This window comes from Mesorhizobium sp. WSM4808 (assembly GCF_055811675.1).
Genome location: NZ_JBVVQX010000004.1, coordinates 433933 through 457911 on the forward strand (window position 1 = coordinate 433933; position 23979 = coordinate 457911).

The 23979-nt window shown below is 64.1% G+C and carries 21 protein-coding genes; 11 read left to right on the forward strand and 10 right to left on the reverse strand.

Annotated elements, in window-relative coordinates; all coding sequences use genetic code 11:
• Window positions 1–105 precede the first annotated feature (105 nt).
• Together AC0L2U_RS09765 and AC0L2U_RS09770 are read left to right on the forward strand one after the other, a co-directional pair.
• Window positions 106–1461, forward strand: a complete 1356-nt coding sequence (locus AC0L2U_RS09765; RefSeq protein WP_352581857.1) for an MATE family efflux transporter — start codon at window positions 106–108, stop codon at window positions 1459–1461.
• A 300-nt stretch (window positions 1462–1761) separates the two neighbouring features.
• A complete protein-coding gene (locus tag AC0L2U_RS09770; RefSeq protein WP_473601796.1) occupies window positions 1762–1935 on the forward strand; it encodes a hypothetical protein in 174 nt (57 codons plus the stop codon).
• Window positions 1936–1943: 8 nt separating this feature from the next.
• On the opposite strand, the gene AC0L2U_RS09775 is transcribed toward AC0L2U_RS09770, so the two are convergent.
• Together AC0L2U_RS09775 and AC0L2U_RS09780 are read right to left on the reverse strand one after the other, a co-directional pair.
• On the reverse strand, window positions 1944–3020 hold the full coding sequence (locus AC0L2U_RS09775) for a quinone-dependent dihydroorotate dehydrogenase (protein ID WP_473601798.1): 1077 nt from the start codon (window positions 3018–3020) through the stop codon (window positions 1944–1946).
• On the reverse strand, window positions 3017–3367 hold the full coding sequence (locus AC0L2U_RS09780) for a DUF952 domain-containing protein (RefSeq protein WP_063173552.1): 351 nt from the start codon (window positions 3365–3367) through the stop codon (window positions 3017–3019). Before AC0L2U_RS09780 ends, AC0L2U_RS09775 begins: the two co-directional genes overlap by 4 nt.
• 187 nt (window positions 3368–3554) lie before the next feature.
• Between AC0L2U_RS09780 and AC0L2U_RS09785 the strand changes: the two genes are divergently transcribed.
• Together AC0L2U_RS09785 and AC0L2U_RS09790 are read left to right on the forward strand one after the other, a co-directional pair.
• Window positions 3555–3971 carry a hypothetical protein gene (locus AC0L2U_RS09785; RefSeq protein WP_473601799.1) on the forward strand — a complete coding sequence of 139 codons (417 nt, stop codon included), beginning with the start codon at window positions 3555–3557 and terminating at the stop codon, window positions 3969–3971.
• A 120-nt stretch (window positions 3972–4091) separates the two neighbouring features.
• The gene (locus tag AC0L2U_RS09790; protein WP_023813893.1) at window positions 4092–4751 is read left to right on the forward strand and encodes a response regulator transcription factor; all 660 of its coding nucleotides are present in this window, start codon (window positions 4092–4094) and stop codon (window positions 4749–4751) included.
• Window positions 4752–4783: 32 nt separating this feature from the next.
• Here AC0L2U_RS09790 and AC0L2U_RS09795 read toward each other — a convergent pair whose 3' ends face one another.
• Window positions 4784–6295: an MFS transporter gene (locus AC0L2U_RS09795; RefSeq protein WP_473601800.1), complete on the reverse strand. Its 1512-nt coding sequence runs from the start codon at window positions 6293–6295 to the stop codon at window positions 4784–4786.
• Between the two features lie 146 nt (window positions 6296–6441).
• Between AC0L2U_RS09795 and AC0L2U_RS09800 the strand changes: the two genes are divergently transcribed.
• Window positions 6442–7350, forward strand: coding sequence for a LysR family transcriptional regulator (locus AC0L2U_RS09800; RefSeq protein WP_473601802.1), 909 nt, complete (start codon window positions 6442–6444; stop codon window positions 7348–7350).
• 44 nt (window positions 7351–7394) lie between these two features.
• Here the strand turns inward: AC0L2U_RS09800 and AC0L2U_RS09805 are convergent, their stop codons facing one another.
• Window positions 7395–10883: a PAS domain-containing hybrid sensor histidine kinase/response regulator gene (locus AC0L2U_RS09805; RefSeq protein ID WP_473601803.1), complete on the reverse strand. Its 3489-nt coding sequence runs from the start codon at window positions 10881–10883 to the stop codon at window positions 7395–7397.
• A 250-nt stretch (window positions 10884–11133) separates the two neighbouring features.
• Between AC0L2U_RS09805 and mscL the strand changes: the two genes are divergently transcribed.
• Window positions 11134–11556 (forward strand): large conductance mechanosensitive channel protein MscL, encoded by a 423-nt coding sequence (gene mscL, locus AC0L2U_RS09810; RefSeq protein WP_027038576.1) that lies wholly within the window; start codon window positions 11134–11136, stop codon window positions 11554–11556.
• 112 nt (window positions 11557–11668) lie between these two features.
• A complete protein-coding gene (locus AC0L2U_RS09815; protein ID WP_127399275.1) occupies window positions 11669–12835 on the forward strand; it encodes a pyridoxal phosphate-dependent aminotransferase in 1167 nt (388 codons plus the stop codon).
• Between the two features lie 73 nt (window positions 12836–12908).
• On the opposite strand, the gene hemA is transcribed toward AC0L2U_RS09815, so the two are convergent.
• Window positions 12909–14186: a 5-aminolevulinate synthase gene (gene hemA, locus AC0L2U_RS09820; protein ID WP_127270796.1), complete on the reverse strand. Its 1278-nt coding sequence runs from the start codon at window positions 14184–14186 to the stop codon at window positions 12909–12911.
• Window positions 14187–14453: 267 nt separating this feature from the next.
• Between hemA and galE the strand changes: the two genes are divergently transcribed.
• The 4 genes from galE (at window position 14454) to AC0L2U_RS09840 (ending at window position 18633) form a co-directional block, all read left to right on the forward strand.
• A complete protein-coding gene (gene galE, locus AC0L2U_RS09825) occupies window positions 14454–15449 on the forward strand; it encodes a UDP-glucose 4-epimerase GalE (protein WP_292701156.1) in 996 nt (331 codons plus the stop codon).
• A gap of 105 nt (window positions 15450–15554) precedes the next feature.
• Window positions 15555–16805 carry a D-amino acid dehydrogenase gene (locus AC0L2U_RS09830; protein ID WP_473601805.1) on the forward strand — a complete coding sequence of 417 codons (1251 nt, stop codon included), beginning with the start codon at window positions 15555–15557 and terminating at the stop codon, window positions 16803–16805.
• Between the two features lie 2 nt (window positions 16806–16807).
• On the forward strand, window positions 16808–17983 hold the full coding sequence (locus AC0L2U_RS09835) for an alanine/ornithine racemase family PLP-dependent enzyme (RefSeq protein WP_473601806.1): 1176 nt from the start codon (window positions 16808–16810) through the stop codon (window positions 17981–17983).
• On the forward strand, window positions 17980–18633 hold the full coding sequence (locus AC0L2U_RS09840; protein ID WP_473601808.1) for an arginase family protein: 654 nt from the start codon (window positions 17980–17982) through the stop codon (window positions 18631–18633). The genes AC0L2U_RS09835 and AC0L2U_RS09840 overlap by 4 nt, the downstream gene beginning before the upstream one ends.
• Here the strand turns inward: AC0L2U_RS09840 and AC0L2U_RS09845 are convergent, their stop codons facing one another.
• The 5 genes from AC0L2U_RS09845 to AC0L2U_RS09865 are packed head-to-tail and all read right to left on the reverse strand — an operon-like array spanning window position 18634 to window position 23828.
• Entirely contained in the window at window positions 18634–20010 is a 1377-nt protein-coding gene (locus AC0L2U_RS09845) for an FGGY-family carbohydrate kinase (protein WP_127396710.1), read from the reverse strand.
• Window positions 20007–20324 (reverse strand): L-rhamnose mutarotase, encoded by a 318-nt coding sequence (gene rhaM / locus AC0L2U_RS09850; RefSeq protein WP_127330852.1) that lies wholly within the window; start codon window positions 20322–20324, stop codon window positions 20007–20009. Before rhaM ends, AC0L2U_RS09845 begins: the two co-directional genes overlap by 4 nt.
• On the reverse strand, window positions 20324–21319 hold the full coding sequence (locus AC0L2U_RS09855; protein WP_127396711.1) for an ABC transporter permease: 996 nt from the start codon (window positions 21317–21319) through the stop codon (window positions 20324–20326). Before AC0L2U_RS09855 ends, rhaM begins: the two co-directional genes overlap by 1 nt.
• Window positions 21316–22290, reverse strand: a complete 975-nt coding sequence (locus tag AC0L2U_RS09860) for an ABC transporter permease (RefSeq protein WP_473601809.1) — start codon at window positions 22288–22290, stop codon at window positions 21316–21318. Before AC0L2U_RS09860 ends, AC0L2U_RS09855 begins: the two co-directional genes overlap by 4 nt.
• Window positions 22287–23828 (reverse strand): sugar ABC transporter ATP-binding protein, encoded by a 1542-nt coding sequence (locus AC0L2U_RS09865; RefSeq protein WP_473601810.1) that lies wholly within the window; start codon window positions 23826–23828, stop codon window positions 22287–22289. Before AC0L2U_RS09865 ends, AC0L2U_RS09860 begins: the two co-directional genes overlap by 4 nt.
• Window positions 23829–23979 lie beyond the last annotated feature (151 nt).

A 23979-nucleotide genomic window follows, 5' to 3' on the forward strand; every position in this document is an offset into this window, starting at 1 on the left:
GGCCGGGGATTCGGTTGGCCGTCACGGGAAGAGTGATTGCGCGGTGGCTGGAAAATGAGGCACATCGGCAGTTCGATCAAGCCGCAATCAGCAAGGCAGCAATCCTTGGACCAGGGTGCAACCCCAGCCGACGCCAGATCCCCAATCAACCCCGGATCATTTGTCGTCACCAATCGCTCCGTGCTCGCCATCGCCGTGCCGATGACGCTTGCCTATCTGACGACGCCGATGCTCGGCCTGGTCGACACGGCTGTCATCGGCCAGTTCGGCGATGCCGCCTTGCTTGGCGGCCTGGCGGCCGGCGCATTGATCTTCGACGTCGTCTTCACCTCTTTCAATTTCCTGCGCTCGGGCACCACCGGCCTTGTCGCACAGGCGTTTGGGCGTGGCGATGCCCTGGAGGAACAGGCGGTGTTCTGGCGCGCCGTGCTGATCGCGGTTATCGCCGGCATCGTGCTCGCTGCCCTTGCGCCGCTGGTCGCCATCGCCGGGCAAAAGTTCATGGGCGCCGAACCGCGCGTCAGCGAGGCGATGGGCGTCTACATCAGGATCAGGCTGCTCGCGGCGCCGTTCTCGCTGATCAACTACGCCATCCTCGGCTATGTGCTGGGGCGCGGCGAGGGCGGGCTTGGGCTGATGCTGCAATTGGTGCTGAACGGCATCAACATCGCGCTCTGCTTCGTGCTTGGGTTGGAACTTGGCTGGGGTGTCGCCGGCGTTGCCTGGGCGACCGTCACCGGTGAGTTCCTGGCCATGCTGCTCGGCCTGGCGATCGTGATCCGCCGGTTCCGGGCCGCCCCATCCTTGCCGCGCCACCGCCTGCTCGACATGGCCGCCTTCCTGCGCATGATGTCGCTCAACCGCGACATCATGATCCGCTCGTTCTCGCTGCTCGCCGCCTTCGCATTGTTCACCCGCCAGGGCGCGCAGTTCGGCACGGTGACGCTGGCCGCCAACGCCGTGCTGATGAACTTCTTCCTCGTCGCCGGCTATTTCCTCGACGGCTTTGCCACCGCCGCCGAACAGCTGGCGGGCCGTGCCGTCGGCGCACGTGCCGCCGCACCGTTCCGCCAGGCCGTGCGGCTGACGCTGTTTTGGGGTTTCGGACTGGCGGGAGCCGCGACGCTGGTAATGCTGTCTGGTGGCGCCAATCTGGTCGCTCTCGTGACGACATCGGAGGAAGTCCGTTCGGTGGCCGACATCTACCTGCCATGGGCGGCATTCACGGCGCTGAGCGGTGTGCTGGCGTTCCAGATGGATGGCGTCTTCATCGGCGCGACCTGGTCCCGCGACATGCGCAACATGATGCTGCTGTCGTTCCTGGTTTTCGCGGCCGCGCTGCTGACCCTTGCGCCCGCCTTCGGCAACAATGGACTTTGGGCGGCGCTGCACGTCTTCCTGCTGGTGCGAGGCTTCAGCCTGCTGACGATCCTGCGGCTCAGGGTGCGGACGGCGTTTTAGACGGTGCCCTCCGGAAGGCCCTGCGCCGTCCAGGCAGCGAACGGCACCTGTTCGCGATAGGAATTTTTTCTTGACTCGGTGATCTCAGCTATGGTACATTTTTGGCCATGGTGCTGATTTGCGCCAGTGACCCGCCGCACAGGCGGGTTTTTCGTTTGATGCTACGTTAGCCAATGCGCCGGCGAGGCTCCGAAGCAACCCGTTAAACCGAGTTCGTTGCCCTGCTGTGCGGTCGGATGCACTTGCACTTCCAGTCGATTTCCAACAGACTTGATGCACCAATTGTTCCAGGGCGAGCTTATGCGAAACTACCTGCCATATGTCTTGGGCGCGGCGTTGGGATTGCTCGCTGCGTTCATTCTCTCCGCGGTTTCTGGCATCGGCGGCACCGCGCAATTGCTTCTCTTCGGCGTGTTGCCTGCCATCGGCGGCGCCATTTGCGAGCGGGCCGTCAGTCGCAATCTACGCTCCTGAGAGCAGGCTCAGAGTTGCCTGGACGCCCACAAGTCGAGGCGGCTGCCGCGCAACTCGCAAATCGACTTCAGCCGTTCCTTTTCGACGAAACGGACCATTCCGGAAAGGATACGGCCTGGCAGTGAAGGCCCGGCATAAATCATGCCGGTGTAGAGCTGGACCAGATCAGCACCCGCACGGATCTTGTCCAGCGCCGTATCGGCGGAATCGACGCCGCCGACGCCGATGATGGCGCGGTCCGGTCCGAGCAGCTTGCGCATCTTCGCCAGCACGATGGTCGAACGCTCGAACAGCGGCTTTCCGGAGAGCCCGCCGGTCTCGCGCGCGGTGTCGCCGCTGCGCAATGGCGGTCGGGAGATGGTGGTGTTGGAGACGATGACGCCGTCCACCTGCTTTTCGGTGACCTCGGCGGCGATGTCCTCCAGCTCTGCCTCGACCAGATCCGGCGCGATCTTCAGGAACACTGGCGGCTGCGCCGTTGCCGTGGCGCGCGCGGCCATGACCCGCGACAAGAGCTCGCCAAGCTGCTCGCGCGCCTGCATGTTGCGCAGGCCCGGCGTGTTGGGCGAGGAGATGTTGACGGTGAGATAGCTGGCGTATTGCGCAAACCGGGCGACACCGCGCTCATAGTCGCCGATGCGGTCGCTGCTGTCCTTGTTGGCTCCGATGTTGACACCGACGATGCCGGAGCGCCCCTTGCGTGCGGCAAGGCGTTTTTCGGCCGCTGCATGGCCTTCATTGTTGAAGCCCAATCGGTTGATCACCGCATCGTCGGCAGTCAGCCGGAAGATACGCGGCTTCGGATTGCCGGCCTGCGGCAACGGCGTGATGGTACCGACCTCGGCGAAACCGAAGCCCAGGCCAAGCAACGCGTCCGGAACCTCGGCGTTCTTGTCATAGCCGGCCGCCATGCCGATCGGATTGGGGAAATCGAGGCCGCAGACGCTGACCTTCAGCCGCGCGTCGAGCGTCGTCCGCGCACCGACCGGCAGGCCGCATCGCAGCGCCGCAATCGACATGCCATGCGCGGTTTCCGGATCGAAGGCGAACAGCAGCTTCTGGCCGAGCCGGTCGAGCACGCTCATTGCCCCTCCAGTGCCGGGAACTGGTGCACACCATCGGCGCCAAGCGGCAGTGGCCGGACCCACAGCACGGCCTTGAGGTCCAGCGGGCCATAAAGATGCGGAAACAGCGCGCCGCCGCGCGAGACCTCGTATCTCAGCGCAGCACCCAGGCCGGCGCCGTCGATGGCGACCAGCAGAAGGTCCGTCTGGCCGGCAAAGTGCTTTGCCGCCGTTTCCCTGACCTGTGCTGCCGTGGAGAAGTGGATGAAGCCATCGGCGACATCGATCGGCGCGCCGGTGAAGCGGCCATGCGTTTCGGCCTCGCGCCAAGGCGCTTGCGGGGTTATCTTGTAGATAATCTGAGACATGGTTGCGCTATAGAGCAGTTCCAGGAAAAGTGTGAAACGGTTTTCCCGGGAAAAGCGCATAGCGCTTTCCCTTGGGAATTGCGTCAAAAAGATTCCGAACCAGCCATTCGGGAAAGGCCACGCCAAGGGTCTTCCCCATTTCCGGCGCAAACATGAGATATCTGAGGCCTTGGACATGGAGGACAACATGCGTCTGCAGCACATCTTGATCCCCGCCGCGCTCGTTTCGCTGGTCGCGGCTTCAGCTTATTCGGAAGAGACCGACCGCTACCGCCTGGAAAAGTCCGATAGCGGCTTTGTCCGTATCGATACGCAGACCGGCGCCATGTCGATCTGCGAAGAACGTTCGGGTCAGCTCGTCTGCAAGATGGCGGCCGACGAACGCGCCGCTTTCCAGGACGAGGTCGACCGCCTGCAAACCTCGATGAAGTCGATGGACGAGCGCGTCACCAAGCTCGAGAATTCGCTCTCCGCCCGCCTCGAATCGAAACTGCCGAGCGAGGAGGATTTCAACAAGACCATGAGCTACATGGAGCGCTTCCTGCGCGGCTTCATGGGCATCGTCAAGGATATGGACAAGGACGACGGCGCTCAGAAGACCTGAGCGCTTCAACCAGGGGAGGCGGCGCGCTGGCTTTGCCGCTTGAAAACAGCGCGCAGCCCCTCATAATCGTCCAATTGAACCCGAAAAGCCAAAAATCATCGGGGATTTGGGGAGGGACATTTGCCGGCAGGCTATTCTTTCGTCATCGCCGACGATCACCCGCTGTTTCGCGGTGCGCTGCGCGAAGCGCTCGCCGGCATCGGCAACGTCGCCGCCATCCATGAAGCCGGCGATTTCGAGAGCGCCAAGGCGCTGGTCGTGGCCAACGAGGACGTCGATCTGGTGCTGCTCGACCTGTCGATGCCTGGCGCCAGCGGCCTGTCCGGCCTGGTCTCGCTGCGTGGCATCCATCCGGCGGTGCCGCTGGTCGTGGTGTCGGCGCATGACGATCCGGCGACCATCAGGCGGGCGCTCGATCTCGGCGCTTCCGGCTTTATCTCCAAGTCGGCCAGCATGGAGGAGATCCGCAGCGCGGTGCAATCGGTGCTTGCCGGCGACATCGCAGCACCAGCCGGCGTCGATCTCGGCATCGAGCGCGATCCCGAAATATCGGACCTCATCAAGCGGCTGCAGGCTCTGACGCCGCAGCAGACACGGGTGCTGGGCATGCTGGCCGAGGGCCTGCTCAACAAGCAGATCGCCTATGAACTCGGTGTATCGGAGGCTACCATCAAGGCGCATGTCTCCGCCATCCTGCAGAAGCTCGGCGTCGACAGCCGCACGCAGGCGGTGATCCTGCTGTCCAAGATCGGCAGCGACCCGCTGCAGCCGGCGGGTTGATCGCCAGGGCGCCAGTTCAATCAGAATAATGTTCAATCGGAGCACTGAACCTCCGTCCGCCGCACCGGCCGGCCGTTGAAGCTTGCGAAACTGATGGCGGCCATGATCCAGACGCCGATCCCGCCATAGAGCATGACCCAGCCAAAGCCGTTGCGTAGCGCATCCTGGGCGACGGTCCCGGCGAGCCCGGAGATGGGGTTTCCAGCAGCGATAGCTTCGGCGAGAAGACGCAATTGGGCAGCGTCGAGGTCGGGCAGCGCATGCCCCAGATGCGCCAGCACACCGCTGGCCAGGATGAAGCCCATCACCGCAATGTTCAACGCCAATGAAACCATGCGCGCGCTCATGTCGATGCCGGAGGCCATTCCGGCGCGATCGCTCGAAACGGAACCCGTCGTCGTGTTGGTGACAGGTGTGTTGGTTATTCCCAGACCCATCCCCGCGATCAGGCAGCCGGGCAGCATCGTCAGCCAGTCCGGTTGCGCGGCGGCGCTGCCGAACTTCATCAGGATGAACCCGACGCCGATGATGACGAGGCCCGCCGGAATGATGATGCCGGGCCGATAACGCAGCGAAAAGCGCTCTGCCAACGGCGGCAGCACAAGCGTCGGCAGCGTGTAGGCAAGCAGGGCAAGGCCGGTGGAGACGGTGTCATAGCCGAGCCCGGCGTGGAACCAGATCGGCAGGTAGATCATGAAAGGCCAATAGCTGAGGTTCATCGCGGCCGAGCCGACGATGGCGCCCGAAAAGGGCCGGATCCGGAAGACCGAGAAATCGAACATCGGCCGCTGGCTGACCTTCTCGGCAATGAGGAAGGCGATGAAGCTCACTATCGAGATACCGAGGATCGCCAGCGCGGCAGGGCTGGAGAAACCCAGATCCGGCCCCTGGATGATGTAGAAAACGAGGCAGAAAACCGACGGCGACAGCGTCAGGATGCCTGCTACGTCGAGCTTGCCCGCCTGTGGATCCTTCGATTCGTGGACGCCCATCAGAGCGAGGGTGAACGCCAGCGCCGCAACCGGCACGTGGACAAGAAACACCCATTGCCAGCTCGAGACCGCGACGATGCCGCCGCCGATGATGGGGCCGAAGCCGAGGCCGGTGCCGAAGATGACGCCCCACCAGCCCCATGCGACGGCGCGTTCGCGCCCTTCCCGGAATTCATGCGACAGCACGGCAAGCTGGCAGATCAGCATCGCACCGCCGCTCAGGCCCTGCAGAAACCGGGCGACGATGAGCGTGGAGACGCTTTCGGCGACGCCGCAGATCAGTGATGTCAGGCCGAAGGCGGCGATGGCGACCAGAAAGACACGCTTGCGCCCGTAACGATCGGCGATCGTGCCGACCGCCATCAGCACCGTCGTGACCGCAATCGTATAGGCGTTCATCACCCATTGCAGTTGCTTGAAGTCGGCGTGCAGCACCTGCTCCAGTGTCGGCAGGATCGCGGGAACGCTTGAAATCTCCAGGCCGAACATCAGGCACGCCAGGCACGCGGCAAACAGAACGACGATGCCTCGGCGGGTCACTACAGTGGGCATGATTCAACCTTTCGAACGTATTTGTCGGCAGTCGGCGAATCCATCGCAGCTCGCCCGGTGCGCGTATGGCCCAGGGTAGGCGAGGCTTGATCATATTAGAATTGCATGGTTGGCTATTTCAGAGACAACAAGTGCGGATAGCTGACATGACGCTGGACGTAGACGCTGTGAAAACATTCGTCGCCATCGCCGATCTTCAGAGCTTTACGCGTGCGGCCGAGGCTCTTGGCAGCACGCAAGGGGCGATCAGCGTGAAGCTGAAGCGGCTGGAAGAGCGCGTCGGCCAGAAATTGATCGAGCGCACGCCCCGGCTGGTGCGCTTGTCGGCGCAGGGCGCGGTGTTTCTCCAGCCCGCACGCGACTTCCTCGCGGCACACGATCGCGCCATTGCCAGCCTGTCTTCGGTGCGCCGCCGCTTCACACTGGGCATCGCCACCCATGTCGGAGGCGCGGAAGTCCCGACATTGCTGGCGCGGCTCAATGCGCATGACCCGGCGCTCACCATCGAAGTGCGGCTCGATGATTCGCGCGACCTGCTGGACGCTTTCGATCGCGGTGAGATCGACGCGGCGATCATCCGCCGGGAGGACGACCGGCGCGATGGTGAAGTGCTGGCGCCCGAACATTTCGGCTGGTACGCCGCGCCCGACTTCGTCCACCGGGCCAACGAGCCGCTGCGCCTGGCGGCATCCTCGCCATCCTGTGGTATTCGTAACATCACCACCCGCGCGCTCGACGCTGTCGGAATACCGTGGACGGAGGTGTTCCTCGGCTGCGGCTCCTTCGCCGTTGCCGAAGCCGTCTCGGCCGGCCTCGCAGCCTCGGTATTTTCCTGTCGGCTTGCCCCGTCCGGCACCATCGAGGTCAGCCGGAAATTCGGGCTGCCGGCGCTGCCGCCTTCCGAGATCGTGCTGCTTTCGACGCTGACGGACGCCAAGTCCCGCGAGGCGCTGAGGACGCTTGCAATGGCCTTTCGCGAGCATCGTCCGCCTGTGGCGGGCAATGCCGGACGGCCTCGGTTCCGCAGTTCCCAGATGGTCGACGGACCGGCTTAGGACTCCCCCTCGGACACCAGGGCTGAGACCGGGCGCCCTTGATGCTATTCGGCCGCCGGTGCCAGCGGCCTGACCCTGGCCATCATGGAGCGCAGCACCGCTGGTTTGAGCGGTTTGTTGATCACCGCAATCTCGAGCCCGCCGGCGGCCGTGCGCACCTCGTTGGAGCGGTCTGCGGTGACCAGCACGGCCGGCAGGGTGTCGCCATGGATCGCGCGCAGCCTGACGATGATATCGAGGCCGGTTTCGCCGTCGAGATGGTAGTCGGCAAGGACGATGTCCGGGCGGTGTGTCACCACGCTTTCCATATCCTTTGAACCGGACACGGTGTCGACGTTGCAACCCCAGCCTTCGAGCAGGAGCCGCATGCCTTCGAGGATGCGGGCGTCGTTGTCGATGCACAGCACGTGCAGACCCGCCAGCGAAGCCGTCGCGCGGGCAGGAGCCCTGGCTTCGATCTCGCGTCGTGGCTCCTGCACGGCCGCCACGGGCAGGATGACGGAGAAGCGCGTGCCCTTGCCAGGGTTGGAAAAGATCCGGATCTCCAGCCGCAACACCCGGGCGATGCGGTCGACGATGGAGAGGCCGAGACCGAGGCCCTCGGCCTCGCGCGCGCCCTCGTCGAGCCGGGTGAATTCGCGAAAGACGGTGTTCAGCTTGTCGCCGGCGATGCCGATGCCGGTGTCGATCACCTGGATCTCGGCCAAATCGCCGCGCCGCCTGACGCCAACCAGCACGCGGCCGTGGCGCGTGTATTTGATGGCGTTGGAGACGAGATTCTGGATCAGGCGGCGCAGCAGATTGCGGTCCGTCGTCACTGTCAGCGATGACGGCATGATGGTCAGCGCGAGTTTCTTCTCGGCGGCGAGCGGCCGGAAGTCGTTGCCGATCTGGCGCAGCAATCCGTCGAGGTTGAAGGCGGTATCGTCCGGTTTCATCGCGCCGGCATCGAGGCGGGAGATGTCGAGCACGGCGCCGAGGATGGTCTCGACCGATTCCAGCGAGGATTCGATGTTCACGGCGGCCTTGCCGGCAGGCCCTTTGCCGGCCTTCTCGATCAGCGAGGAGCAATAGAGCCGGGCGGCGTTGAGCGGCTGCAGGATGTCGTGGCCGGCGGCGGCGAGGAAGCGCGTCTTGCCGAGATTGGCCTCCTCGGCCAGCATCTGCGCCTGCGCCAGCTCCTCATTGACCCGGGTCAGTTCGATGGTGCGGGTCTTGACGCGCTGCTCCAGCGATTCATTGGCACGCTTCAGCGCCAGATCCTGTTCCACGCGCCCGGAAATGTCGGCATAGGTGGCGACGATGCCGCCGTCCGGCATCGGGTTGGAGCGCAGCTCCAGGATGCGGCCCGAGGTTTTCAGTTCCATCTGCCATGGGCTGACGAAACTGGTCAGCCGGTTGAGCATGGCCACACGCTGATCGGCGGGGATGTCGCCGCGTTCGGCGAGATGGCGCAGGATGCGGTCGAGCGAGACGCCGACCTGGCCCATCTCGTCGGGCAGGTCGAACAGCGCCCGGTACTGGCGGTTCCAGCAGATCAGGCGGAAATCGCGGTCGAAGACGGTGATGCCCTGTTCCATCTGGTCGAGCGCGATCTGCAACAGGTCGCGGTTGTGCTGCAGCGCCTCGGTGGCGTCGTCGAGCAAGCGGAAGGCATCTCGGGATTCGCGGTCGTGGCGCCGAAACAGCAGCGACAGGATCAGCCGCGCCGACGAGGAACCGACGGCGCTGGCGAGCAATTGCTCGGAGAAGCGGATGACGTCCATACTCGCCTGCTCATTGCCGTGCAGCGAGGTTCCGTTGGTCTTTTCGAACGACTGGAAGGAGCGCTCGGTGCGCTCGACGCCGAGATAGCGCCCGATCGTGTCCTTGAGGTCGTTGACTGTGATGGCGGTGCGGAAGCGGCGCAGGCTTGGCATCGGGCCGGCATCGCGCGGCACGAAGATCGACGCCTGGATGCGTTCCAGCGGCACCGATGCGCGCGACAGCGAACCGAGCACGAAGAACACCGCGTTGAGCGACAGGCTCCACAGCACGCCGTGGTTCAGCGGTTCGGCGACGGTGCCGAACAGGGCCTGCGGCCGCAAGGCCTCGAAGCCGAACAGTCCATGCACGATGATGCCGGTATCAGGGGCGGCAAGCGACGGAAACAGCAGCGTGTAGCCCCAGACGAGGATGCCGGCGACCATGCCGAGTGCCGCACCCCGGCCGTTGGCGCCGCGCCAGATCAGCCCTCCGATCAGGGCGGGCGCGAACTGGGCGATGGCCGCGAACGACATCAGGCCGATCGACGACAGTCGCGCGCTGTCGGTGCTCTCGCGGTAGTAGAGGAAGGCGATGAACAAGAGGATGAAGATCGCCCCGCGCCGCACATTGAGGATGAGCGTCGACCAGTCCTCGGTCTCGGAGGTCGAGGTCTTGAGCAGGCGGCGCACGAACAATGGAATGACGAGGTCGTTGGAGATCATGATCGACAGCGCCACGCTTTCGACGATCACCATCGCCGTCGCCGCCGACAGGCCGCCGATGAAAGCCGCCATCGCCAGCACATCATGGCCGCTGAACAGGGGCAGCGACAGCACGTAGAGATCGCTGCTGGTTCCGGTGCCGACCAGCGAAAGGCCGGCGAAGGCGATCGGCAGCACGAACAGGTTGATCGCCACGAGGTAGAGCGGGAACACCCATGTCGCGGTGCGCAGTTCGGCCTCGCCGCGGTTCTCGACGATGGTGACGTAGAACTGCCGCGGCAGCATGATGATGGCAAAGCCGCTGAGGCACGTCAGCACCAGCCAGGTGGCGAGCGAGGTGTTGTAGCTCATCGCCTGGCGGACCTGCGCGTTCTCAGCGAGCTTGTCGAACATGTCGCCCGGGCCGCCGAAGATCAGGAAGGTAACCATCAGGCCGATCGCCAGGAAGGCGGCGAGCTTGACCACGGTTTCGACCGCCACCGCCAGCACCAGCCCGTCCTGGTGTTCGGTGGCGTCGGCGTGACGGGTTCCAAACAGCACCGCGAACAGCGCCAGGAGCATGGCGACGACCAGAGAGATGTCGCTGACGAAGGGATCGAACGAAGGCGGCGACCCCGTATAGTGCTCGACCATCAGGCTGACCGAACCGGAGATCGCCTTCAACTGCAGCGCGATATAGGGCACCGCGCCGATGGTGGCGATCAGCGTGGCGATCGCCGCGACGGTGAAACTCTTGCCGTAGCGCGCGCCGAGGAAATCCGCGATCGAGGTGATCTTCTCGGTCTTGGCCAGCCGCACGATGCGGTTGAGCAGCGGAAAGCCGAACACGAACACCAGCACCGGGCCGGTATAGATGCCGAGGAATTCGAGGCCGCGCTCGGAGGAGAGGCCGACCGAACCGAAGAAGGTCCAGGACGTGCAATAGATCGCCAGGCTGAGCGCGTAGATGAAGGGCCGGGCTCGACTCGGCCCTGAAATGGCCGAGCGGCGGTCGCCCAGGCTGGCGATGGCGAACAGCAGCGTCACATAGGCGATCGCGATGATGACGATGAACAAGCCCTGCACGCCGGCAAGATCCTCCCTGTGCCGAATTTCAACCCGGCTTGCCCAGACGCAATCACAGCTTGGCTTCCGAGTCCATCACGGCTTTGGGTGCATGGAGGCCGCGGTTTCCGGGACTGCCGCCGGGTAAGGAGAAACCGGTTGCTTTCTCTTTTTTGCCGATGTTGCAACCGCAGGTTTTTGTTATGTTGCCTCAGGTCGATGCCGCAAGGACGGAAACGGCAGTTCGGCCGGTCACGACAAGGAGGGTCGAATGCTGAAAGAATTCCAAGAATTCATTTCCAAGGGCAATGTGATGGACTTGGCCGTCGGTGTCATCATCGGCGCGGCCTTCGGCAAGATCGTCGATTCCCTTGTCAACGACATCATCATGCCGATCGTCGGTGCAATTTTCGGCGGATTGGACTTCAACAACTATTTCTTCGGACTGTCCTCAGCCGTCAACGCGACCTCGCTGGCGGACGCCAAGAAGCAGGGCGCGGTCTTTGCCTATGGCAGCTTCATCACCGTGGCGCTGAACTTCCTCATCCTCGCTTTCATCATCTTCCTGATGGTCAAGGCGGTGAACAACATGCGCAAGCGGCTTGAGCGCGAGAAGCCCGCTGCACCGGCCGCTCCGCCGCCCGCCGACGTCGCGCTGCTCACTGAAATTCGCGATCTGCTCGCCAGGCGCTGACCACGGGCGGCATTTGCTGGACCAAAACCCCGGTCGTTCGCGGCCGGGGTTTTCTGTTTTCGCATCTGGTAAGGACCGCTGACGAAAACCGCAGATCAAAACGGACCCGCCAATGACCCTGATCGACAGCTTGCGTACCGAGGCCCGTGCGGCACCCGAAAGCGGCATTGTCGCCGTCGTCAATTACGGCCGCCTGCGCGAAGGCATGATTCCGCTCTGGGCCGGCGAGGGCGACCTGCCGACGCCAGCCTTCATCACCGATGCCGCGTCGAAGGCGCTGGCCGGCGGCGAGACATTCTACACCTGGCAAAGGGGCATCCCCGATCTCAGGCAGGCGCTCTCCCGATACTATGCCAGGCATTTCGGCAAGACCTTCCCGGAGGAAGAATTCATCGTCACCGGCTCCGGCATGCATGCCATCCAGCTGGCGCTCGACGCGCTCGCCGGCGTGGGCGACGAGGTGGTTTATCTGTCGCCGGCCTGGCCGAATTTCGATGCCGCGGCAGCGATAGCGGGAGCCATTCCAGTCGCGGTCACGCTCGATCATTCCGGCAATGGCTGGTCCTGCGACGTCGAGAAGATCGCGGCTTCGATCACGCCGCGCACAAAGGCGCTGTTCATCAACACGCCGTCGAACCCAACCGGCTGGACCGCCGATCATGAGACCTTGCAGGCCATCCTCAATCTGGCACGCGCGAAAAACCTCTGGATCATCGCCGACGAGATCTATTCGCTTTTCCACTATGGCCACGGCCGCGCGCCGTCCTTCCTCGACATCGCGTCGGCGGAAGACCGCATCCTGTACGTCAACTCCTTCTCCAAGAACTGGGCGATGACCGGCTGGCGCGTCGGCTGGATCAAGACGCATCCGAGCTTGCAGCAGGTGTTCGAGAACCTGATCCAGTATTCGAACTCCGGCGTCGCCCAGTTCATGCAGCGCGGCGCGGCCGCCGCCCTTGACGAGGGCGATGCCTTCGTTGCCGAACAGGTGGAGCGGGCGCGCAAGGCGCGCGACCTTGTCTGCGGCATTCTCGGCGCCACCGGCCGCGCCCGGTTCACGGTGCCGCAGGGCGCGTTCTATCTGTTTTTCACTGTCGACGGCATCACCGATTCACGCACCGCTGCCTTCGACATTGTCGACAAGGCCAATGTCGGCCTGGCGCCAGGCACCGCTTTCGGCCCCGGCGGCGAGGCGTTTTTGCGGTTGTGTTTCCACCGCCGCCTCGATCAGGTCGAGGAAGCGGCACACCGGCTGGCGAAGTGGATGAAGGTAGTTTGAGCCGTCGACGAAGCGCGGATTGAAAATCGCTCCGGCGAGCCAGATAGCCGCCGGAGTAGAGTTTCAAACGGCTTCAGCCACCTGACTTGGGGACCAGCAGGGGAATGATGCGGTCGCTTTTGGCCACCGAAGGCCGCCCGGCGGAGCCATAGGGGATGCCGAGCGCATCCCAGGTCTCGACCAGCGCATCCTGCAATTCGGCGATCAGTGCATCGGAATGGAACGGCGTCGGCGTGATGCGCAGCCGCTCGGTGCCGCGCGGCACGGTCGGGTAGTTGATCGGCTGGATGTAGATGCCGTGCACGCCGAGCAGGCGGTCGCTGGCCATCTTGCAGGCCTCGGGATCGCCGACCAGCAGCGGCACGATGTGGGTCGGCGAGTCCATCACCGGCAGGCCGGCGGCCGACAGGATCTGCTTGGTTCGGCTCGCCTGCTGCTGCTGGGCGTCGCGCTCGGCCTGCGAGCGCTTGAGATGGCGGATCGACGCGGTCGCGGCAGCCGCGATCGCCGGCGGCAGTGCCGTGGTGAAGATGAAGCCCGGCGCATAGGAACGCACGGCGTCGATCACGGCGCTGGTGCCGGTGATGTAGCCGCCCAGCGTGCCGAACGCCTTGGCCAGCGTGCCTTCGATGATGTCGATGCGGTCGGCCAGGCCTTCGCGCTCGGTGATGCCGCCGCCGCGCGGCCCGTACATGCCGACGGCATGGACCTCGTCGATATAGGTCATGGCGTTGTAGCGCTCGGCGAGCTCGACGATCTCTTTGATCGGCGCGATGTCGCCATCCATCGAGTAGACGCTTTCGAAGACGATCAGCTTGGCGCGTTCGCGTCCAGCCGCCTGCAAAAGGCTTTCCAGATGCGCGACGTCGTTGTGGCGGAAGATCTTCTTCTCGGCGCCGGAACGCCGCACGCCTTCGATCATCGAGGCGTGGTTCAGTTCGTCCGAGATGATCAGGCAGTTGGGCAAAAGCTTCGCGATGGTCGAGATCGAGGCTTCGTTGGAGACGAAACCGGAGGTGAAGACCAGTGCCGCTTCCTTGTCGTGCAGGTCGGCAAGCTCCACCTCGAGCTCGACCAGCGGGTTCGACGTGCCGGAAATGTTGCGGGTGCCGCCGGCGCCCGAACCCATCTTGCCAGCGGTATTCTGGAACGCGGCGATGACGTCGGGATGCTGGCCCATGCCGAGATAGTCGTTGGAGCACCAGACGGTGATTTCCTCGGCGCGGCCATTGGAACGCCAGATGGCGCGCGGGAACTTGCCCGCGATCCGCTCCAGGTCGGCGAAAACGCGGTAGCGACGCTCGGCATGGAGCTGGTCGATCGCTTCCTCGAAGAACCGCTGATAGTTCATATAGGCTTCCCAATTTTTGCGCGGGATCATAATCATTGGCCTGTTGGTCGTCCACCTGGCCTTTTTGGTCAAAATGCCACGCCCCGGACCTGTTCCTAACGATCACGGATCGTGGCCTATTCCCTTGATGTGGATCAACTTTGTTTCAGGACGATGCCCCTAGCCGGCGATGCCGGTTACCACGGTTTCAATGGTTATGCGGCGGGCTTTCCAGTAGAGCGGGGGTTGAGACAGTTTCCGATAAATCTTGGATAAGCGAGGACGCGGATGACGGTTTTGGTTACAGGCGGTGCCGGTTATATCGGCAGCCACATGGTCTGGGAGTTGCTTGATGCCGGCGAGAGCGTGGTCGTCCTCGATCGCCTTTCCACCGGTTTTGAATGGGCGGTGGCGCCGGAGGCGAAGCTGGTCGTCGGCGACGTCGCCGACAGGGAATTGGTCGGCTCGGTCATCAGGGAGAACAAGGTCGACGCGATCATTCATTTCGCCGGCTCGATCGTGGTTCCGGAATCGGTCGCCGACCCGCTCAGCTACTACGAGAACAACACCTCGAAGACGCGCACGCTGATCGAAATCGCGGTGCGCGAAGGCGTGCCCAATTTCATTTTTTCATCGACCGCCGCCGTCTATGGCGGGGCCGGGCTGGAGCCGGTGCGCGAGGACGCCCGCCTGTCGCCGGAATCGCCCTATGGCCTGTCCAAGCTGATGAGTGAGTGGATGCTGCGCGACGCGTCGATCGCGCATGGCCTGCGCTATACCGCGCTGCGCTACTTCAACGTCGCCGGCGCCGACCCGAAGGGCCGCACCGGCCAGTCGACGCCGGGCGCCACCCATCTGATCAAGGTCGCCTGCGAGACGGCACTTGGCAAGCGGCCGTTCATGCAGGTGTTCGGCACCGATTATCCGACGCCGGACGGCACCTGCATGCGCGACTACATCCATGTCAGCGACCTGGCGGCGGCGCATCGCCTGGCCTTGCAGCGGCTGCGTGCCGGGGGACAAAGCCTCGTCGCCAATTGCGGCTACAGCCATGGCTACTCGGTGCTCGAGGTCATCGACAGCGTGCGCCGCGCCTTCGGCCATGATTTCGAGGTGAAGATGGGCGATCGCCGTCCCGGCGACGCCGCGGCGGTGGTCGCCAATTCGGATCTCGCCCGCGCTGAACTCGGCTGGACCCCGCAACGCGACGATCTCGACCAGATCGTCGCCGACGCGCTCGCCTGGGAGCGCATCTTGACCGGCAAGAACTCCGCGCGCGGCTGAGCCGGGTTCTCCCAAGGGCTCGCAAGGCGGGCAGCGAAGCGCTATTGAAGGCGTTCGCGGCAAGGTGCGGAGGCGCCGCGCCGCGAGGAGCTCTTGGGGGATGGCATGAAAATAACGGTGCTCGGGGCCGGTGTCGTCGGTACGGCGGCCGCCTATTATCTGGCCAGCGACGGCCATGAGGTGACAGTGATCGAGCGCCATCCGGCGGCGGCACAAGGCACCAGCCAGTCCAATGCCGGCCTGGTGTCACCGGGTGACGCCACCGCCTGGGCCTCGCCGGCGGCTTTGAAGACTTTCCTGCGCGGGCTCTACAACCATGATCTCGGCATCAAGGTCAGGCTGCGCCTCGATCCCTATTTCCTCGCCTGGAGCCTGCGTTTCCTGCGCCAGTGCACGGTGGCGCGCCTGCGCGCCAACACCGACATCAAGCTCAGGCTCGCGCTCTATTCGCGTGACTGCATCAATGCGCTTTCGGAAGCGACCGGCATCCACTACGACGAGCGCAAGAAGGGCATCCTCTATTTCTTCCGCTCGCAAAAGAGCCTCGACACCGGTACCGACAATTACCGTTATCTTGCCAAGCACGGCCTGCCGATCGAAATCGTCGGCCGCGACCGGCTGGTCGAACTGGAACCAGGCCTTGCCGGCGTCAAGGACAAGATTGCCGGGGGCGTCTATTCGCCAACCGACCAGACCGGAGATTCCAAGCAGTTTGTCGACAGGCTGGCCGCCTATGCTGCCGAGAAGCTCGGCGTCAAATTCCTGTTCGGCACGACAGTCGAAGGCCTCGACATCGAGGGCGATCATGTGCGCGCGGTGATGACGTCGGCCGGCCCGGTCGCCGGCGATGCCGTGGTCATCTCGATGGGACCGGAGAGCGGCCTGCTCGGGCGCCGCTACGGCATCGACCTGCCTGTCTATCCGGTAAAAGGCTATACCGCGACGATTCCCCTGGAGGACGAAAGCAAGGGACCGACCATGGGCGGCGCCGACGAGGACCGGCTGATCGGCTATTCCAGGCTGGGCAACCGCTTGCGGATGTCCTCGACGGCTGAATTCACCGGCTTCGACCGAACTTCCAAGCCCGCCGATTTCAAGACGATCATCAGCACCGGCAGGGATCTTTTTCCGGGTGCCTTCGACGAGAAGAAGGCTGTGTTCTGGGCGGGTCTGCGGCCGATGATGCCCAACTCGGTGCCGGTCATCGGCCAGGCTCGCTACAAGAATCTTTATCTCGACACCGGCCACGGCCATGTCGGCTGGACCATGGCCTGCGGCTCGGGGAAAATCCTTGCCGACCTCGTTTCCGGCCGCAAGCCGGAGATCGACCCGCAGGGGCTGGTCTACGGGGGGTAGTGATGTCGGGACCGCAAGTCGCTATCGACCTTGGCCGCATCGAGCGCAATGCGCGCACAATCGTCGAGCGCTGCGCGCTGTCGGGCATAAAAGTGTTCGGCGTCACCAAGGGCACTTGCGGCATGCCGCAAGTGGCGCGCGCCATGTTGCGCGGCGGTGTCGCCGGCATCGCCGAATCGCGTTTCGAGAACATCCGCCGGCTGCGCGACAGCGGCATCAACGCGCCGATCATGCTGTTGCGCAGCCCGCCGATGGCGCGTGTCGAGGAGGTGGTGCGCACCGTCGACATCAGTCTGCAGTCGGAACTCGCCACCATCCGCGAGATATCGCGCATCGCCGAGCGCATGGGCCGCATCCACGACATCATGCTGATGATCGATCTCGGAGATCTGCGCGAAGGCATCTGGCCGAACGACCTGATCCCGACCGTCGAGCAGATACTGCAGTTCAAGGGCGTTCGCATTGCTGGCATCGGCACCAATCTCGGCTGCTTCGGCGCCATCATGCCGACGCCGGAAAATCTCGGCCAGCTCGTTGCCCACGCCTACAAGACCGAGCGCCTGTCCGGCAGAAGCCTCGACGTGATCTCCGGCGGCGCCTCGTCGTCGCTGCCGCTGCTGCTCGAAGGCAGGTTGCCGGCCGGCATCAACAACCTGCGGGTCGGCGAGGCGATCCTGCAGGGTGGTGTCGAGACCTTCCGCGACACGCCGTGGGCGGAGCTCGAACCCGATGCCTGCCGGCTGACAAGCGACATCATCGAGGTCAAGCTCAAGCCGTCACGGCCGATCGGCCAATCGGGTTACGACGCCTTCGGCAACCAGCCGGTCTTCCCCGACGAAGGCGACAGGCTGCGCGCCATCGCCAATATCGGCCGTGAGGATGTGCTGGTCGAGGGACTGACGCCGATCGCCAGGGGGATAAGGGTGCTCGGCGCCTCCAGCGATCATCTGCTTTTGGATGTCGCCGATGCCGACCCGAGGCCCTCCGTCGGCGACCGCGTCGCCTTCCGCATGAGCTATGGCGCCATGCTTTTGGCGATGACCTCGGAATATGTCGAGAAGGCCCCGATGCACGACGTCGAGGATTTTTCCGGCCGTAAGATGGTGCAGATCACGGCCGGGCAGGGGCCGCCGGCATCCTGGCCCGGGAAAGCACCGGCGCCCGGCTGGAAGCGATGAACTTCGACGTGGTGGAACTCGCCGATGTCGAGCGGCCGCCATCGGGGCTGGTCCGGCTGATTGCCGGCGTCGATCGTCGCATCGCCCACAAGGCGCTGACCGCGACGGCGCGCGCGACGCATTCTTTCGGCCTGATCTGGATCGATTCCATCGCCGCCCTGATGCCAGAGGACGAGGAGGGCATCGACCTGCCGGAATGTTCGGTCCTGGCGCGATCGCTCGGGCTCGATCACAAGGCCGGCGCGCTGCAGCCGCAGCTGTCGCCGGAAAATGTCGTCATTGTCGGCCTGCGCCACGCCGATCCGGCCGAGGCGCGGGTGCTGAAGGATTCGCGCGTGTCGGCCTTCACCATGACCGACATCGACGCCATGGGCATGCGCGACCTGATGCATGAAGCGATCCGCATCGCCACCTCAGGCACGCAAGGCTTTCATGTCAGCTATTCGCCGACCGCAACCGAATTCGCCGGCTGGGCTGCGGGCTCCGGCGGGCTGACCGTGCGCGAAACGCACCAGGCGATGGAGGCGATCGCGCTCTCCGGTGGCTTGCTGTCGATGGATGTTTCGGGCCTGACGGCGGATCTGGAGCCGCGGATCGGCACCGACGCGGTCAACTTCGTCATGTCGGCTTTCGGCAAACGGATTCTCTGATCAGCCCTGCGCTTCGACTGCCCCCCGCCATGCGCTGACATAGTCGGCCCAGGCCGGGTCTACAGGCGGTTCTATTCTTTCGCCCTTGCCGTGCGTCGCCGGCCGATCGGATGCCAGCAGCGCGGCGCCGATGCTGGTGCCGGTGGCGGCCTCGGACCCAACAACGGCGCGCGCCGTGGCTGCCGCCAGCATGCCGACAAAGAGCCGGTTGCGGGCAAAGGGGCCTTCGACCGTGGTCGGGCCGTCCGCGCCGATCAACTCGAGGCAGGTTGCCGTCATCAATGCCAGATAGAACGAGATGGCGGCAAAGCGCTGGCCGCTGTTCAGGCCGTCGGCATTGACCCATGCCGCGGCATGGTGCGGGAACGGCCCCGAGCCTTGCTGGGTCGACGGCAGCAGCAGCATCTTTCGCGCCAGCACGGCGCCGACATCATCCTCGGTCCACTGCTCCGGCTGGTCCTTTGTCAGCACGGAAAACTCGCGGCCGCCCATGAAGCGCGCCGAGGGAACGGGATCGCCGAGTGCGTTGACATTGACCAGCGTGTCGCGCGCTGCATCCAGCGCAATCTGTTTGCCGCCGACCCCCATCGACACCACCCAGGTGCCGGTCGAGACGACGGAGAAAGGCGGTTTGTCGGAGAGAAGATGCGGCAGCAGCGAGGCGTTGGAATCATGCAGGCCGCAGAACACCGGCGTTTGCGGATCCAGTCCGGTTCGCATCGCAACACTGGGCAGGATCGGGCCGAGGCGGTCGCTGGCCGGCCGCACCGGCGCCATCAGCCCGCGCCATTCCAGCCTGTCGACCAATGATGAAAAATCCGCCGTCCAAGGGTTCCACAGATCGGTGTGGCAGCCGAGCGAAGTCACCTCGTTGGCGGCGACACCGGTCAGGCGCAACGCCCAGTATTGCGGATACATCAGCATCGCGGCGGCCCTGGCGAATTCCGCCGGGAAGCTTTTCTGCTGCCAGAAGAATTGTGCTCCGAGATTGAGGCCGAGCGGCAGGCGCGGCGTGCCGGTCTCGGCGAAAGGGGGGCGGATCGCGTCATAATCCGGTGCCAGTCTATCAGGGCCATCGAACTCATAGTCGAGCACAGGCAGCACCAGTTCACCCGCCGCGTCGACCAGCACGCCGGTCGCGCCATGGGTGGTGATCGAAATGGCGTCGATGCGCTGTTCGCGGTTGAGACCGGCAAGGCTTTCGAGGATGAATGCCCACAAGGCCTCGACATCGTGATGCGGGTAGGGCGCCTGTCGCACCGGCGCATTGGACATGCGGCGCAGCGCCACCTCGCTCAACGTCGCGAGGTCGACCAGCGCCACCTTGGCGTTGGTCTTGCCGATGTCGATGACGGCGATGTGGCGCATCGCACTCATGCCATGTGGAACACGGTTTCCAACGGCACGGCCACCGGCTCGTTGTCCGGCCTGGTTTCCATGATGTCGGCCATTTCAGCCCACCAGCGCTGCATCACCGGATATCCGGGCAATTCGTCCATGCCGTGGTCGTCACGCCGCCACAGAACACCGAACAGGATATTGGTCTCCTCGTCGAGATGGATGGAATAATCGGAGACGCCGGCCTGCTTCAGCAGCGCGACCAGTGACGGCCAGATCTCGTCGTGGCGCTTCTTGTACTCGGCCTTCATGCCGGGCTTCAGCTTCATTTTGAACGCGTATTTCTGCGGCATCAGCGCCCTCCGCGCAATCGCCGCCAGACGATCGGCAAGGCGATGACGATGATCAGCAGCAGACCTATAAAGATCGACATGACGATGCCGGGCACATTGAGCAGGCCGAGCCCGAAGGTCACCAGTCCCATGATGAAGGCTGCGAGCACGACCCCAACAATGCTGCCGGCGCCGCCGAGGATACTGACGCCGCCGAGCACCACCATGGTGATGACTTCCAGCTCGTAGCCCTGCGCGATCGATGGCCGCGTCGAGCCGAGCCGCGAGGTGATCAGCACCGAGGCGATGCCCGACATCAGCCCGGTCAGGCAGAACAGGATGAACTTGGTGCGGCCGACGCGCACGCCGGAAAACTGCGCAGCTATCGGATTGTTGCCGATGGCGAAGACGCGTCGGCCGAAACTCGTACGGTGCAGCAGGAACCAGTAGACGACGGCCGCAATGAGGAAGAGCACCAGCTCGAACGACACCACCCACCAGACATAGCCCTGGCCGAAGAAGGCGAAGCTTGAGGGATAGCCCTTGTAGGCCTGGTCTCCGAGGATGATGAAGGCGATGCCGCGAAACAGGCTCATCGTGCCGATGGTGACGACGATCGACGGCAGGCCGAGCCTTGTCACCAGCAGACCGTTGAAGGCGCCGCAGCCGAGCCCGACGACGATGCCGATCGCTACCAGCACCGGCGTGCCGGCGCCGGCCTGCACCGCCATGCCCATCATCGTCGACGCCAGCGCAATGATGGCGGCCACCGACAGATCGATCTCGCCCGAGATGATCAGCAGCGCCATGGCGAAGGCGATCAGGCCTTTCTCTGTGAAATTGAAGGTGAGATCGGACAGCGAATACGGGTCGAGGAAATAGGGCGAGGCGAAGCTGTTGATGGCGAAGATGGCGACGGCCACAACGACCAGCAGCGCTTCCCAGGAAAAGATCGCCGAACGGAACGGCTTGTCGAGCCGGTCGGGAATGTGGCGCGGGGCAGGGATGTCGGTCACGCCTCCACCTTTCTGAGGATGATGCGGCCTTGCTGGCGTTCGCCGCGCGCATTGAGCACGACGGCCAGGATGATGGCGCTGCCAGAAATCGCCATCTGCCAGAAGGGCGAGATGTTGATGACCGGCAGCGCGTTGGAGATGATGCCGAGGAACAATGCGCCGAGCACCGCGCCGCCGACCGAGCCGATGCCGCCGGCGATCGAGATGCCGCCGATGACGCAGGCGGCGATGATGTTGAGCTCATAGCCATTGGCGACCTCGACCGACGCGATCACATAGCGCGAGATCCAGAGATAGCCTGACAGGCCGCCGATCATGCCGGAGATGCAGAAGACGATGAACTTGGTGCGGCCGACATCGATGCCGGCATAGACGGAAGCCGTCGGGTTTACGCCGATGGCATAGATCGAGCGGCCGAGCGCGGTGCGCGTCATCAGGACGAAGAACAGCGCAATGACCAGGATGGCGATCCACGACAGCACCGGAATGCCGAGGAAGGCGGCGCGCTGAAAGCCGATGAAGTCCGGGCTCATCTTGTCGGCATTGACCCAGGCGCCACCGGACAGCACGAAGGTCGCGCCGCGATAGATGGTCAGCGTGCCCAATGTCACCACGATCGAAGGGATGTTCAGCCGCCAGACCAAAAGGCCGTTGATGGCGCCGAGCGCCAGACCGACGGCCAGCGCAATGACGATCAGCAGCGGGATCGGGATCGCCGGATGCGCGGCGTTCAGCATCGCCACCACCATGCCGGTGAAGCAGAGATTGGACGCCATCGACAGATCGATCGACCGGGTCAGGATGACCACCATCTGGCCGAGCGCCAGGATCATCAGGATCGAGGTGTCGTTGAACACCTGACGCAGATTGCCGGGGTCGGCAAAGGCCGGGAAACGCGTCGAAATCAGGCCGATCAGCACGACGATGGCCGCCAACAGCCAGATTTCACGGTGTTTCAGGAAAGCCTTCATGCCGCGATCCCCGCTGCCGTCCGAACCAGCGTCTCGGCGTCCAACCCCTTGTTGTCGTAGACCGCCGCGACGAGCCCCTCGCGCATGACCACGACGCGGTCGGACATGCCGAGGATTTCGGGCAGCTCGGAGGACACCATGATCACCGACAGGCCTTGCGCCACCAACTCGGCCATGAAGCCGTGCACGGCGGCCTTCGAGCCGATGTCGATGCCCTTGGTCGGCTCGTCCAGGATGATCACCTTGGGCGACGTCGCCAGCCATTTGGCGATGACGATCTTCTGCTGGTTGCCGCCCGACAGCGTGCCGACGTCCTGGCTGAGCGAGGAGGCCCTGAGGTCGAGCCGCTCGGTGTAGGAGCGGGCCAGATCGAACTCCTCCGACAGCCGCAGCAGGCCGGACTTCGATGTGCGCTTGAGTGAAGGCAGCGAGACGTTCTGGAAGATCGGCAGGCCGATCACCACGCCTTGCTTGCCGCGTTCTTCGGGCACGTAGACGATCCCGGCATCGATCGAATCCGCCGCCGATTTCGGCGCGAGCGTCTTGCCTTCCAGCGTGATCGTGCCGGCTGATGTGCGGGTGATGCCCGATATCGCCTGCATCACCTCGCTGCGGCCGGCGCCGACCAGGCCGTAGAAGCCGAGGATCTCGCCCTTGTGCAGTTCGAAGCCGATGTCGTTGAATTCGGTCGGATGCGACAGGCCGGAAACGGAGAGCACCGGCGCGCCTATCTCGGCCTTGCGCTGCGGGAAGATGTGATCGACCGCGCGGCCGACCATCAGGCGCACGATCTGGCTCTGGCCGGCATCCTTGATCAGGCCTTCGCCGACCATCTCGCCATCGCGGAACACCGTGTAGCGGTCGGCGATACGGTAGATCTCGTCGAACTTGTGGCTGATGAACAGGATCGCCTTTCCGTCGCTCTTGAGGAACTCGATCAGCAAAAAGAGCTCCTCGATCTCCTTCATCGAGAGCGCGGCGGTCGGCTCGTCCATGATGACGATCTGCGCGTCGATCGACATGGCGCGCGCGACGGCGACCAGATGTTTGTTGGCGATGCCGAGGTCCTTCAACCGCGCGTCGGCGTCGATATGGCCGGCATGCATGGTGTCGAGCACTTCGCGCGCATTTTTGCGCATCGTGCGCCAGTCGATGGTGCGCAAACGCGTGCGCGGCGCATGGCCGAGAAAGATGTTTTCGGCGACGCTCAGATCGTCGAACAGCACGGTTTCCTGGTGGATGGCGGTGACGCCATGGCCAAAGGCGGCATGCGCGCTGGGCAGGGTGACGGCCTGGCCGTCGATGCTGATGGTACCTCCGTTGGGCTGGTAGATGCCGGTCATGATCTTGACCAGCGTCGACTTGCCGGCGCCGTTTTCGCCGATCAGCGCCGTCACCTGGCCGGGGTAGAGCGACAGGCTGACATTGTGCAGCGCGCGCACGCCGGGAAAGCTTTTTGAGATGCCGGACAGCGTCAGGCGTGGAGCCGGGGCCGGAGGCCGCTCCTTCACCGCGCCGTGTTGGGCTGTCGTGTCCATAATCGTATCAAGCCCTGAAACAAGGTTCGTTTAAAGTCGCGGGGGGGGGGGGGGGCCCCCGCCGGGGGGGGGGGGGGAGGGAAAAAAAAAAAAAATTTTTTAATTTTTGATATTTTAAATTTTGGTAGTGTATGGGGGGGGCCACGCACCC